The 13,133-nt window shown below is 70.1% G+C and carries 10 protein-coding genes; 3 read left to right on the top strand and 7 right to left on the bottom strand.

Features of this window, described 5'->3' with window-relative positions:
- Positions 1-46: 46 nt before the first annotated feature.
- Together M3190_RS01080 and M3190_RS01075 are read left to right on the top strand one after the other, a co-directional pair.
- Complete coding sequence (locus M3190_RS01080; protein ID WP_251577443.1) at positions 47-877, top strand: MetQ/NlpA family ABC transporter substrate-binding protein; 831 nt, start codon at positions 47-49, stop codon at positions 875-877.
- 54 nt (positions 878-931) lie between these two features.
- Complete coding sequence (locus M3190_RS01075) at positions 932-1,639, top strand: Pr6Pr family membrane protein (RefSeq protein WP_251577441.1); 708 nt, start codon at positions 932-934, stop codon at positions 1,637-1,639.
- Between the two features lie 16 nt (positions 1,640-1,655).
- On the opposite strand, the gene M3190_RS01070 is transcribed toward M3190_RS01075, so the two are convergent.
- The 6 genes from M3190_RS01070 to M3190_RS01045 all read right to left on the bottom strand — a co-directional run bounded on the left by M3190_RS01070 (position 1,656) and on the right by M3190_RS01045 (position 8,965).
- Positions 1,656-2,663, bottom strand: a complete 1,008-nt coding sequence (locus M3190_RS01070; protein ID WP_251577439.1) for a LacI family DNA-binding transcriptional regulator — start codon at positions 2,661-2,663, stop codon at positions 1,656-1,658.
- Positions 2,660-4,183 (bottom strand): sugar ABC transporter ATP-binding protein, encoded by a 1,524-nt coding sequence (locus tag M3190_RS01065; RefSeq protein ID WP_251577437.1) that lies wholly within the window; start codon positions 4,181-4,183, stop codon positions 2,660-2,662. Before M3190_RS01065 ends, M3190_RS01070 begins: the two co-directional genes overlap by 4 nt.
- Positions 4,184-4,220: 37 nt before the next feature.
- Entirely contained in the window at positions 4,221-5,249 is a 1,029-nt protein-coding gene (locus M3190_RS01060; RefSeq protein WP_251577435.1) for an ABC transporter permease subunit, read from the bottom strand.
- The gene (locus tag M3190_RS01055) at positions 5,246-6,295 is read right to left on the bottom strand and encodes an ABC transporter permease (protein ID WP_251577433.1); all 1,050 of its coding nucleotides are present in this window, start codon (positions 6,293-6,295) and stop codon (positions 5,246-5,248) included. The genes M3190_RS01060 and M3190_RS01055 overlap by 4 nt, the downstream gene beginning before the upstream one ends.
- Positions 6,292-7,884: a sugar ABC transporter ATP-binding protein gene (locus M3190_RS01050; protein WP_251577431.1), complete on the bottom strand. Its 1,593-nt coding sequence runs from the start codon at positions 7,882-7,884 to the stop codon at positions 6,292-6,294. Before M3190_RS01050 ends, M3190_RS01055 begins: the two co-directional genes overlap by 4 nt.
- Positions 7,885-7,975: 91 nt before the next feature.
- A complete protein-coding gene (locus M3190_RS01045; protein ID WP_251577429.1) occupies positions 7,976-8,965 on the bottom strand; it encodes an ABC transporter substrate-binding protein in 990 nt (329 codons plus the stop codon).
- A gap of 344 nt (positions 8,966-9,309) precedes the next feature.
- Here M3190_RS01045 and argG point away from each other — a divergent pair, with 344 nt between their 5' ends.
- The gene (gene argG / locus M3190_RS01040) at positions 9,310-10,752 is read left to right on the top strand and encodes an argininosuccinate synthase (protein WP_251577427.1); all 1,443 of its coding nucleotides are present in this window, start codon (positions 9,310-9,312) and stop codon (positions 10,750-10,752) included.
- Positions 10,753-10,761: 9 nt separating this feature from the next.
- Here the strand turns inward: argG and M3190_RS01035 are convergent, their stop codons facing one another.
- Positions 10,762-13,047, bottom strand: a complete 2,286-nt coding sequence (locus M3190_RS01035) for a beta-galactosidase (protein WP_251577425.1) — start codon at positions 13,045-13,047, stop codon at positions 10,762-10,764.
- Positions 13,048-13,133: the final 86 nt, after the last annotated feature.

Here is a 13,133-nt window from a genome sequence, read left to right as displayed (position 1 = left end):
GGCCGCCCCGACGCCGGTCCCCCGCACCATCGACGAAAGGCATCCCATGTCCCGCTCCCTCCGTACCGCCCTCCTGGCCTCCGCCGCCGCCACCGCGCTCCTGCTCTCGGGCTGCGCCTCGACGACCCCCTCCGCCGGTGGCGAAGGCGAGGGCGACGACCTCGGCACACTCAAGGTCGGCGCGCTGCAGACGCCCGCGGGCGACATCCTCAACCACATCGCCGAGACGAGCGCCAAGGAGGCGGGGCTGACGATCGAGTTCGTGCCCTTCACCGACTACAACACGCCCAACACGGCGCTGGCCGACGGCTCGATCGACGCGAACCTGTTCCAGAACGCGACCTTCCTCGAGACCTTCAATGAGCAGGCCGGCGGCGAACTGGTCAGTGTCGGCGAGGCGTACCTGCCGAGCGCCGCGTTCTACTCCGACAAGGTGTCGAGCCTGGACGAGCTCGCCGACGGTGCGAGCATCGCGATCCCGAACGACCCGACCAACGAGGGACGTGCGCTGAAGCTCCTGGCATCCGAGGGCCTCATCGAGGTGGACGACGACGTCGTCGACCTGAGCGGCATCACCGCGAACCCCAAGGACTTCGAGTTCCGCGAGATCGAGAACGCCACGCTCCCGCAGGCGCTGCCCGACGTGGATGCCGCCTTCGTCACGATCTCCTTCGCGCTGCCCGCAGGCCTCACGAGCGACAAGGCGATCCTGCTCGAAGGCGAGGACAGCCCGTACTACAACGTCCTCGCGACCCGACCCGAGCTCGAGGACGACGCGCGCGTGCAGAAGCTCTACGAGCTGCTGACCTCGCAGGAGACCGCCGACTTCGAGAACGAGACCTGGGGAGGCCTCGTCGTCCCCGTCGTCAAGGGCTGACGACCTTCGGCTGCGCGTGGCCCGGATTCCCGGGCCGCGCGCTAGGGTTCGGTCATGCGCACCCGAACCTGGCCGACGGTGTGGTCGGTCGTCAGGCTGCTCGCCGCTGCGGTCCTCATGATCGCCGTCGTCGGACAATTCGTCACGACGATCCGCTTGGCGATTGCGAACGACCGCGACGTGGCGACCACGATCGCGAACTTCTTCAGCTTCTTCACGATCCTGTCGAACCTCGTCGGGGCCATCTCCCTGCTGGCGGCGGTGATCTGGTTCTTCATGCGGCCGCCGCATGAGGACCGCGAGCCGCGCGGAATCGCGGTGGCCCTCGCCGCAGCCACCACCTATCTCGCGATCACCGGCGTGGTCTACAACCTGCTGCTGCGCGGCCTGCCGACCGCGGATGACCACGTCGCCTGGGCCAACGAGATCCTCCACGTCGTCGCACCGCTGTTCCTGGTGGTCGACCTGTTCGTGGCTCCCACCCATCGCGCCCTCCGATGGCGCTCTGTCCTCGTCATCCTGGCCGTGCCGATCCTCTGGATCGTCTACACGTTGATCCGCGGACCGTTCGTCACCGACCCGGTGCGCGGCGTCGCGTTCTGGTACCCCTATCCATTCCTCAACCCGAACGGCGTCGCCGGGTGGGGCGGCGTGTGGGCCTACGTCGCCGGCATCGCCGTGACCTTCGTCGTCGTCGGCGCGATCATCGTCGCGGTCGGGCGTCTGCGCGGACGCTCGTCGAGGACCGCCGCCGCCGTCTGATCGCGCGAGCCGGGCGTCAGCGCCGCGAGGATTCCCGCACGATCAGGTGCGTCGGCAGCGGGGTGTCCTCGGTGAGCCCATCCGGCTCCTCGACGGCGAGGAGGACCTTCTGCATCATGAGCTCGCCGAGGGCGCGGAAGTCCTGCCGCACGGTCGTGAGCGGCGGCGAGAGGTAGGCGGCTTCCGGCACGTCGTCGAAGCCCACCACGGCGATGTCTTCGGGCACCCGCAGACCGCGCGACCGCAGTGCCGACAGCAGGCCGATGGCCATGTGGTCGTTGCCGGCGAAGACGGCATCGCCCGGCGCCAGCTCAAGCGCCCGACCGATCTCGGCGCCGCTGGCTGCTGTCCAGTCACCGTGGGCCGGCGCGATCACGGTCAGCTGACGGGCCGCGAGTTCGTCCCGCCAGCCACGGATGCGCTCGACCGCATCCGGGTTGCGGGCAGGGCCCGCGATGTGCTGGATGCGGCGATGCCCCAGTTCCGCGAGATGACGCACCGCCGACCGCGCGCCACGGTACTGGTCGATCGAGACGAGCTGCGGATGGCGGCGCTGCGTCGCCGCGGCGGCGACCATGGGGACCCCGAGGTCGAGGCCGCGCACGACTTCGAGGACCCCCAGGTCGGTGACGACCAGCACGATCGCATCCACGCGCTGCCGCAGCAGGCCCTCGACGACCGACCGGACGCTCGCCGGATCGGTGTCGGGAGCCGTCACCGAGTCGACGGAGTAGCGCTCGACCCGGGCCGCGACGTTGAAGTGCATCGCGATCGACGTCGGACCGAAGTCCGCCGTGCCCGGTGTGATCAGGCCGATGGTCCGGGTGCGCTTGGTGACCAGGGCGCGCGCGGCCGGCGACGGGCTGTAGCGCAGCTGCGCCATCGCCTGCTCGACGCGGGCGCGCGTCGCGGGGCGGACGTTCGGCAGGTCGTTCAGCACTCGCGACACGGTCTGGTGCGAGACGCCGGCCAGGCGCGCGACGTCGAAGATGTTGGCGGACTTCGCGCCGCGCTCGTCGCTCACGACTCGTCCTCGGGGCGCGCGACGAGCGCCAGCAGCGAGTCGACGGTGAGCGAGTCCGCCGGGATGGTGTCGACGAGTCGACCGCCGCGCATGATCGCGATCCGGTTGGAGACCCGCAAGACCTCCTCGAGTTCCGCCGAGATGAAGAGCACCGACAGACCGTTGTCGGCGAGGTCGGCGACGAGCCGCTGGATCTCGACTTTCGCGCCGACGTCGATGCCGCGGGTCGGCTCGTCGAGAACGAGCACCCTCGGCGAGAGGGCGAGCAGGCGGGCGAGCAGCACCTTCTGCTGATTGCCGCCGGAGAGGGTGCCCGCCGGACGATCCGGGTCCGCCGGGCGGATGTCGAGGGCCTCGATCCAGCTGAGGGCGAGTTCACGTCGGCGTGCGCGCGACAGGCGGTGCAGGATGCCGCGGTCCGCCTGCAGCGCGAGCGTGATGTTGTCCTGCACGCTGAGCTCGCCGATGATGCCCTCGGTCCGCCGGTTCTCGGACGAGTAGACGATGCCCTGGCCGATCGCCCGGCGGGGCGTCGCCAGCACCGCGGGCGTGCCGCGCACCTCGATCCCACCGGCATCCGGTCGGTCCACCCCGGTCAGCGCGCGGGCCAGCTCGGATCGGCCCGAGCCGAGGAGCCCGGCGAGGCCGACGACCTCGCCCTCGCCGATCGTCAGGGTCGCCGCGGTGAGCCCCGTCCCCGAGGCGAGATCGCGTCCGGCGAGGGCCACGGGCGCGGATGCCGCGGCATCCTCCCGCGGATGGACGTCGAGCTCGTCGGCGCCGCGTCCGAGCATCTTCTCGACGAGGTCGATGCGCAGCAGCTCGGTCGGCACGTACTCGCCGATCAGGCGGCCGCCGCGGAGCACCGTGATGCGGTCGCAGATCTCATACACCTGGTCGAGGAAGTGCGAGACGAACAGCACGGCGACGCCGCGGGAGGTGAGTTCGCGGATGACGCGGAAGAGCTCGGCGACCTCGTCGAGGTCGAGGCTCGAGGTCGGCTCGTCGAGCACGACGACGCGGGCGTCGACCGAGATGGCCCGCGCGATCGCGACGAGCTGCTGGATCGCGAGCGAGTGCCGTGACAGACGCGTGCGCGGGTCGATGTCCAGTCCGAGACCTTCGAGGATCTCGCCCGCGCGGCGGTGCGTCTCGCGCCAGTCGATGGCGCCGAGCCGCCGGCTCTCCCGGCCGAGCAGCACGTTCTCGCCGACCGAGAGGTTCGGCAGCAGGTCGATCTCCTGGTAGACGGCGCTGATCCCCGCGGCGAGCGCATCGGCGGGCGAGCCGAAGTGCACCGCCTCGCCGCCCACGCGGATCGTCCCGGCATCCGGCCGGAGCGCACCCGTGATCGCCTTGATGAGCGTCGACTTCCCGGCGCCGTTCTCGCCCATGAGCGAATGGACCTCGCCGGGCAGCAACCGGAAGTCGACGGCGTCGAGCACCGTCTCGGCACCGAAGCGAACGGTCGCGCCGGTCACCTCGACGACCGGCGCGACCGCTGCTTCGCGCGCATCCATACGGACCATCATGCCCGCGGCGGACCTCCCCCGAGGTTCACCGCGACGTTCTCGCCGTCCGCGCCACGAGCAAGCGCTGCACGACGACGAAGACGAGCAGGAGCGCACCGATCGTGATGCGGGTCCACGACTGGTCGACACCGAGGAACGAGATGACCGTCTTGATCGTGCCGTAGACGAACACGCCGATCATCGAGCCGAGGACGAATCCGCTGCCACCCGTGAGGAGGGTGCCGCCGATCACCACCGCGGCGATGGTGTCGAGCTCGGTCCCGATGCCGTTCAACGGGTAGGACGCCCCGGTGTAGGCCGTGAAGACGACGCCCGCGAGTCCGGCGCAGACACCGCTGATGACGTAGGCGAGGAGCTTCGTCCGGACGACCGGCAGGCCCATGAGCCGCGCCGACTGCTCGTTGCCGCCGATGGCGTAGATCGTTCGTCCGAAGCGGGTGAACTGCAGGATCAGGATGCCGGCCAGCACGACCAGCAGCGCCAGGATGCCGGTCGGTGTCAGGTAGAAGCTGCCCGGCCCTCCCTGCATGCGGGTCGACTGCAGCCACAGGATCGCCGGCTCCTCGACGCGGATCGACGACAGGCTGACCATGAACGCGAGCCCGCGGGCCGCGAACATGGCCGCGAGCGAGGCGATGAACGGCTGCACCCCGAAGTACTGCACGAGCACCCCGACGAACAGACCCATGAGCGCCCCGAGGACGAGCATGACGGGGATGACGAGGGCCACCGGCATCCCCTGGCTCAGCATGCTGGCCCCCAGCATCCCGGTGAACGCCATCACCGCGCCGACGGAGAGGTCGATGCCACCGGTGAGGATGACGAAGGTCATGCCCACGGCGAGGATCAGCAGGTACGCGTTGTCGAGCAGGAGGGCGGACAGCACGCGCGGGGTCACGAAGTTGCCGAAGTAGGCCTGCGCGCCGATGAGCATCGCGACGAGGATGACGACGGCGGCGAAGACGGGCACCCACGAGGCGCGCCGGCTGCGGAAGCGCTGCACCGTGTCGGCGAACCCGCCGGTGCGACCGAGGTCTGCGGTGATCGCGCTCACGAGGCCACCTCCGCGGTGCGACGGGTGCCGCCCCGGACGGCATCGGCCCCCTTGGCGAACAGCGACCGCGTCCGGGGCGACTGCACGAGCACGACGATCACGACGACGATCGCGAGGAACAGCGGGCTGACCGCCGGCGGCACCCCGAGGAAGGTGATCGTGGCCTTCAGCGTCTGGATGGTGAAGACGCCGACGACGGTGCCTGCGATCGTGAACTTGCCGCCCATGAGGCTCGTGCCGCCGAGGACGACGGCGAGGATCGCGTCGAGCTCGATGTAGAGGCCGGCCGCGTTCGCGTCGGCCGCCATGATGTTGGACGAGTACAGGATGCCGGCGAACCCGGCGAGCAGGCCGCTCGCCGCGTACGCGCCCCAGATGATGCCGCGCGAGCGCACCCCCGCGAGGCGGCTCGCCTCGGGGTTGATGCCGACCGCCTCGGTGAGGACGCCCAGCGCCGTGCGCCGCTGCAGGACCGCCACGATCACGATCGCGATGACCGAGACGTAGAACGCGAACGGCAGCCCGACGAGGTATCCCTGGGCCATGAAGCGATAGGGCGCACTCGTGATCGTCGTGATGAAGCCGCCCGTGATGAGGAGGGCGACGCCGCGGCCGGCGAGCATCAGGACGAGGGTCGCGATGATCGGCTGGACGCCGACGACCGCGACGAGGAAGCCGTTCCAGACGCCGAGCACGAGGGCGACCCCGACGGCGAGCGCGATCGCGATGAGCACCGTCGAGAGGTCCTCGGGGGCCGGCGACGACGAGATGAAGGTCAGCGCCACCGCGCCCGAGACCGCCATGATCGCGCCGACCGACAGGTCGATACCGCGCGTCGCGATGACGAGCGTCATGCCGAGCGCGACCAGCATGAGCGGTGCGCTGTTGCGCAGGATGTCGATGAGCGGCCCGTAGAGCTGACCGTTCTGCACCGTGATCGAGATGAACGAGGGACGGGCGATCGTGTTGACGATCACGAGCACGAGCAGTGCCGCGATCGGCCAGACGAGACGGTGCGCCAGGAAGCGCTTCAGGGTCGGGTTCATGCCGCTGTCTCCGGGTTGAGGCGAGACGTCGTCGTCTCGCCGGACTCTTGCGCGATGAGGGCGACGAGGTCGTCGACCGTCACGTCGGTGGCGTCCAGTTCGCCGATCTTAGAACGGTCGCGCAGCACCACGATGCGCTGCGCGATGCGGACGACCTCCTCGAGCTCCGAGGAGATGAAGACGACGGAGAGACCCTCCGCCGAGAGCTCGGCGACCTTGCGCTGGATGTCGGCCTTCGCGCCGACGTCGATGCCGCGCGTGGGCTCGTCGAGGATGATCAGCTGCGGCGCCGTCGCGAGCCACCGCGCGAGCAGCACCTTCTGCTGGTTGCCGCCCGAGAGGTTGCGCACGAGCGCGTTCGGGTCGGCGGGGCGGACGCCGAGCGCGGAGATGTACTCGGAGACGATGGCGTCGCGCTCGGCCTTACCGATGGGACGCATCGCGCCGCGCTTGGCCTGGATGCCGAGGACGATGTTCTCGGCGACGGTGAGGTCGGCGATGATCCCCTCGGCGCGACGGTCCTCGCTCGAGAAGGCGATGCGCTTGTCGATGGCGTTTCGCGGGTTGGTGATGCGGGCGGCATCCCCCCGCACCTCGTGGGTACCCGCGTCGGCGCGGTCGGCGCCGTAGACGAGACGGACGAGTTCGCTCCGCCCCGAGCCGAGCAGGCCCGCGATGCCGACCACTTCGCCCTCGTAGACCTCCATGTCGACCGGCTCGATGACGTTCTTGCGTCCGAGACCGTCGATCCGCAGGACCGGCGTCGCAGTGCGGTCGATCTCGCGCTCGGAGGTCCGCGAGAGGGCCTCGAGCTCGTCGAGCTGCCGGCCGATCATCTTGGCGATGAGCTCGCCGCGGGGAAGCTCGGCGGGCAGGTACTCCCCCACGAGCTGGCCGTTGCGCAGCACCGTCAGGCGGTCGGAGATCTCGTAGACCTGATCGAGGAAGTGCGTGACGAAGAGGATGGCGACGCCGCGGTCGCGAAGGCCCCGGACGACGGCGAACAGCTGCTCGACCTCGCTGCGGTCGAGGCTCGACGTCGGCTCGTCGAGGACGAGCACGCGGGCGTCGGCGACGGTCGCGCGGCTGATGGCGACGAGCTGCTGGACGGCGATCGAGTGCGAGGCGAGCGCCGAGCGCGGATCGATGTCGAGCCCGAGAGCGGCGAGGTAGCGCGTCGCCTCGCGGTGGGTGGCACGCCAGTCGATGAAGCCGGCCCGGCGCACCTCGCGCCCGAGCATGACGTTCTCGCCGACCGAGAGGTTGGTGCAGAGGTTGACCTCCTGGTAGACCGTGGAGATCCCGGATGCCTCGGCGTCGGCCGTCGAGCGGAACACCCGCTGCTCGCCGGTCACCTCGATCGTCCCGCCGTCGATGGCGTAGACACCGGTCAGCGCCTTGATGAGGGTCGACTTGCCGGCGCCGTTCTCACCCATGAGGGTGTGGACCTCGCCGGCCCGCAGCGTCAGGTCGACCCGGTCCAGGGCGAGGACGCCGGGGAACCGGATGGTGACGTCCCGCATCCGCACGACCTCGTCGTGCGCGGGGACGGTGGCCGGGGACTCCGGCGTGGCTGCGACATCGACCATGACGCGCACCTTTCCGTGGTGACCGCCGGGGACCGGAATCCGGTCCCCGGCGGTGGTTCGGTGATCCGTACGGACCGTGGGGTTTCGTCGATCAGTAGGGGCGGGAGTCGAGGACCTCGGCGGCCTGCTCCTGCGTGAACGACTGGTCCTCGACGATCGTGCGCTTCTCGACCTCGTCGCCGGCGACGACGGCCTTGACGAGCTCGGCGGCCTTGTCACCGAGGAGCGGGTTGCACTCGACGATGAAGTTGAACTCGCCGCTCGCGAGGGCGGTCATGCCGTCCTTCACCGCGTCGATCGTGACGATCTGGATGTCCTTGCCGGGGGTCAGACCGGCGGCCTTGATGGCGTCGAGCGCACCCAGGCCCATGTCGTCGTTGTGCGCGAACAAGACGTTGATGTCCTTGCCGTACTTCTGGAGGTAGCCCTCCATGACCTTCTTGCCGCCGTCACGGGTGAAGTCGCCGGTCTGCGAGTCGAGCACGTTGACGTCGGTGCCTTCGATCGCCTCGTTGAAGCCCGTCGCCCGGTCGAGCGCGGCCGACGAACCGGTCGTGCCCTCCAGGACGACGAGGTTCGCGCCCTTGCCGTCGAAGTTCTCCTTGACCCACTCGCCGGCGGTGCGACCCTCCTGCTCGAAGTCGAGGCCGACCCACGAGGCGTAGAGGTCGTCGCTGGCCGAGACGGTGCGGTCTTCGAGGATGACGGGGATTCCGGCATCCTTCGCCTCGGTCAGGACGTCGTCCCAGCCGTCGACCGTGATGGGGGCGATGACGATGGCGTCGACACCCTGGTTGATGAAGTTGCGGACGGCGGAGATCTGCGCCTCCTGCTTGTTGTCGGCCGCGTTGAAGATCAGCTCGAAGCCGTTCTCCGCCGAGAAGGCATTCTTCATCGACTCGGTGTTGGCGGCGCGCCAGCCCGACTCGGATCCGGTCTGTGCGAAGCCGACCTTGATGACGTCGTCACCACCGCCACCGCCGTTGCCACCGGCACCGGGTGCTGCACCGCCTGCGCAGCCGGTTGCGACGAGCGCGAATGCCCCCAGCATGGCCGCTGCCGCGAAAACGCTCTTCTTCATCCCAAAACCTCCTTGTTCGGGTCCGGCTCACCGCCGGTGTTCCGGGCCGCCCTGGCTCTCGGATGCTCGAATGTTAGCCTTCACATTTCTCGCAGCGCTAGATTGTGAGCGATAACATTCCGGTAACGCAGCGCCGGCGTCGGAGGCGGGTGCCCGGGTCTTCTTCGTGGCGACTCGCTCCCATGTGAGCACTCACATCTCGGCACCCCGTGCCGAACGACGGGATCTTCGCAGACACGCGGCGCCGCAGCATCCGCTCACCGGCGCGTCGGGCGGATCTCCGCTGCGCGGCCGGGGCGTAACCGCGCCGGAGGCGCGACCGCCCCCTCGATAGGATGGAGGCCATGTCGAAGGTCCTCCAGTCCCTGCCCGTCGGCGAGCGCGTCGGCATCGCCTTCTCGGGGGGTCTCGACACCTCGGTCGCGGTCGCCTGGATGCGCGACAAGGGCGCCGTCCCCTTCACCTACACCGGCGACCTCGGCCAGTACGACGAGGACGACATCGCCTCGATCCCTGGCCGCGCGCTCCAGTACGGCGCCGAGGGATCGCGCCTCATCGACTGCAAGCCGATGATGGTCGAGGAGGGCCTCGTCGCCCTCTCGTGCGGCGCCTTCCACATCCGCTCGGGCGGACGCACCTACTTCAACACGACGCCGATCGGCCGCGCGGTCACCGGCACCATGCTGGTGCGCGCCATGAAGGAGGACGGCGTCGACATCTGGGGCGACGGCTCCACGTACAAGGGCAACGACATCGAGCGGTTCTACCGCTACGGCCTGCTGGCGAACCCCGCGCTGCGCATCTACAAGCCGTGGCTGGATGCCGACTTCGTCACCGAGCTCGGCGGTCGCACCGAGATGAGCGAGTGGCTCGTCGCGCACGGTTTCCCCTACCGCGACTCCGTCGAGAAGGCGTACTCGACCGACGCGAACATCTGGGGCGCGACCCACGAGGCGAAGACGCTCGAGCACCTCGACGTCTCGCTCGAGATCGTCGAGCCCATCATGGGCGTCCGCTTCTGGGACCCCGCTGTCGAGATCGAGACCGAGGACGTGTCCGTCACCTTCGAGGCGGGTCGCCCCGTCGCGATCAACGGCGTCGAGTACTCGGATGCCGTGGCCCTGGTCATGGAGGCCAACGCGATCGGCGGGCGCCACGGCCTCGGCATGAGCGACCAGATCGAGAACCGCATCATCGAGGCGAAGTCCCGCGGCGTCTACGAGGCACCGGGCATGGCGCTGCTGTTCATCGCGTACGAGCGCCTGGTCAACGGCATCCTCAACGAGGACACCCTCGCCACCTACCACGAGCAGGGTCGGCGTCTCGGTCGCCTGATGTACGAGGGCCGCTGGCTCGAGCCCCAGTCCTTCATGCTGCGCGAGTCGATCCAGCGGTGGGTGGGCTCGGCGATCAGCGGCACGGTCACGCTGCGCCTGCGCCGCGGCGAGGACTACACGATCCTGAACACGGAGAGCCGCAACCTCTCGTACTCACCCGAGAAGCTGTCGATGGAGCGCGTCGGCGACGCCGCGTTCGGGCCGACCGACCGCATCGGGCAGCTGACGATGCGCAACCTCGACATCGCCGACTCCCGCGCCCGCCTGGAGCACTTCGTCTCGCTCGGCCTCATCGGCGGCGCGACCGGCGAGCTCGTGGGCGACCTCGAGCGCGGCGGCGCAGCCGCCATCACGGGGCACGCGCAGCCGTTCGACGAGGAGCGCGAGGGTCTCGCCGAGGCGTTCGACGAGGCCGGCGAGTCGGCGTCGTTCGACTTCGGCGCCGACTGACCGCGAGTCTCAGTCCCGGAGACCGCGGTAGGCGAGGCGCGCCGCCGTCTCACCGGGGTGACGGACGAGCCACGTCCCGCTGCGCCGCGCGAGCGCGAACGGCTCGTCGGTCAGCGGTCTCCCGTCGCGTTCGAGCGCGACCGAGGTGTCCCACGGCGACACGTTGATGACGTGCACGAGCTCGACGCCGTCCGAGGTGCGGCACGGCACCACGACGACGCCGCGGCTGTCCGACGTGACCCGGACGGCGGGCGCGGCGTCGAGGCGTGCGAGCAGGGCGTCCCAGATCTCCGGCAGACACGGCAGGTCCGTCGCCGCCACCACGACGCGCCCGGCGCCGAGCGGCACCTCGACGACGCAGGGCTCGCCGCTGCGGGCGAGGTGCGCGAGCGGCGTGACACCGGCATCCGCTCGACGCGCGATGAGCGGCTGAGCGAACCCGACGGCGACCTCGGCACCGCGCCAGACCGGGCCGTCGGCGGTCGCCGTGGGGGCGACGAAGGGCGTGCGGCCGGGTGTCGCCGCGTAGGTCATGGCGTGCAGACCCGATTCGTCGCGCACGCCGGCATCCAGTCCGAGCGCGTCCAGCAGGGCGGTCGCGGGTCGCCCCTCCATGTCGTGCTGGGGAATCGGCCCGCTCAGCAGCAATCGGCCGCCGCGACGCACCCAGTCGGCGAGGGCGCCCTGGACGTCGTCGTCGAGGAACGGCGTCGGGGCCAGCGCGAGCACCCGGTCGTTCGGCAGGTCGGCGAACGCGTCCGGTCCGTCGATCAGGGTCGCGTCGGGTGCGTATCCGCCGACCGCGAGCGCGCGGGTCATGATCTCGCGCGGACCCGAACCGCGGAAGCGTTCGAGCTCGGCGACGAACTCCGCCTCGCGAGGCGACCCCGGGTAGCGGTACTCGGTCATGTAGTGGTCGACGACGAATCCGATCGTCACCGGCGGGCGCTCGGGCCGCGCCGCGCGCAGCAGCTCGGCGGCGTCCGTCACCGCCTCGGTCAGGTGCACGGTCTCGGCGAACCAGGGGGCGAGGTCGCCCTCGGGCCGGATCGGCGCCGCGAACCCGTGCCGCTCGCCCGTGAAGGCGATGCGGTCGTTGCCGTCGCCGACGGGTTCGAACAGCGCAGGGTTCCGGCCGCCCGCCAGCAGGTAGTAGTTGACGAGCGAGCTGCCCTGCGCGATGGCGAGCTGCAACTTGAGCCCCGCGGCCTCGGGCCCGGTCGTGACGTCGAGGGCCTCGCCGTAGTCCCCCGACCCGACCTCGAACTCGAGCACTCCGTACGGCTGATCTTCCCGGCAGGTCGCCGCGAGGAACGCCGTCGACGCCCACAGCCCCGGGAGGGTGTCGAGGTCGAGGTCGCCGATGTAGATGTCGGTGCCGGGGAAGGTCGCCCCATCGGACCACGTGCGGTGCAGCTGCGAGATCCCGAGGGGGAACATCGTGGCGCGCTCCCCCCAGCACCCGTGGACGTTCACGAGCAGCGGCACGTCGTCACCGACGCCGCGGGCGCGCACGCCGTCCCGAAGGTGCTGCACATAGCGGGCGTAGCGGTCGCGCGTGAAGCGGCCGAGGTCACGGTGCAGCGCGAGCACCTGCTCCTCGACGGGCGAGCGGAGCGCCGGGCCCCACGTCTCCGGGTCCGCCACATGGAAGGATGTCGCGCCGACGCTGTACCGGGCCTGGACAGCCGCCGACGAGCTCGCCGCGATGAGGCTCTGCACGAGCTCCGCGACGGTCCGGTCCGAGAGGTCGGGGCTGTTCGTCACCCAGGGCAGCATCCCGATCTCGTTGTCGAGCTGGATGCCGACGATCGGACCGCCGCGGTGGACCGTGCGCGCCGCAAGAAGGGGGATCACGGCGTCGAACCAGCCGTCGGCGGCCGCGAGGTAGGCGGGGTGGAGGTAGTCGACGATCATCTCGGGCCGCGTCTGCCCGTCCCAGCCGATCGCGCGGATCTCGGGATGCCGCCGCAGCACGGAGTAGCCGAGGCCCTCGTTCTTCAACTCGGCCATCACGAACGGGCCGGGCCGCGCGATGACCGCCAGGCCGCGCTCCGCGCACAGACCGAGGAAGCGGCTCAGGTCGAGGTGAGGATGCCGCTCGCCGAAGTCGAAGGAGCCGTCGGGCAGTTCGTGGACGAGCCACGGGACGTAGGTCGCGATCGCCGTCACGCCGGTGCGCAGGGCGGTGTCGAGTCGGTCGGCCCACTCGGCGGGATCGAGACGGAAGTAGTGGATCTCCCCCGAGACGACGAGATCACGGCGAAGGTCGGCGGGACGGTCGGCGGCGCGCATCGGGCGACGGTATCGCCGGTAAACGGTTACATCAAGCCGGCGCTGTGCGTTCGCTGAGTTATCTTGCACACGTATGTGCAAGATAT

Source organism: Microbacterium oleivorans (assembly GCF_023715745.1).
Lineage (GTDB): Bacteria > Actinomycetota > Actinomycetes > Actinomycetales > Microbacteriaceae > Microbacterium > Microbacterium oleivorans_D.
This window is presented reverse-complemented; position numbering and strand designations above follow the sequence as displayed.

What these genes read in the sequence shown, in the direction of transcription:
- argG (WP_251577427.1), top strand. Translation starts at nt 9,310, where the DNA reads ATGTCGAAGGTCCTCCAGTCCCTGCCCGTCGGCGAGCGCGTCGGCATC.
- M3190_RS01075 (WP_251577441.1), top strand. Translation starts at nt 932, where the DNA reads ATGCGCACCCGAACCTGGCCGACGGTGTGGTCGGTCGTCAGGCTGCTC.
- M3190_RS01035 (WP_251577425.1), bottom strand. Translation starts at nt 13,047, where the DNA reads ATGCGCGCCGCCGACCGTCCCGCCGACCTTCGCCGTGATCTCGTCGTC.
- M3190_RS01045 (WP_251577429.1), bottom strand. Translation starts at nt 8,965, where the DNA reads ATGAAGAAGAGCGTTTTCGCGGCAGCGGCCATGCTGGGGGCATTCGCG.
- M3190_RS01050 (WP_251577431.1), bottom strand. Translation starts at nt 7,884, where the DNA reads ATGGTCGATGTCGCAGCCACGCCGGAGTCCCCGGCCACCGTCCCCGCG.
- M3190_RS01065 (WP_251577437.1), bottom strand. Translation starts at nt 4,183, where the DNA reads ATGGATGCGCGCGAAGCAGCGGTCGCGCCGGTCGTCGAGGTGACCGGC.
- M3190_RS01055 (WP_251577433.1), bottom strand. Translation starts at nt 6,295, where the DNA reads ATGAACCCGACCCTGAAGCGCTTCCTGGCGCACCGTCTCGTCTGGCCG.
- M3190_RS01080 (WP_251577443.1), top strand. Translation starts at nt 47, where the DNA reads ATGTCCCGCTCCCTCCGTACCGCCCTCCTGGCCTCCGCCGCCGCCACC.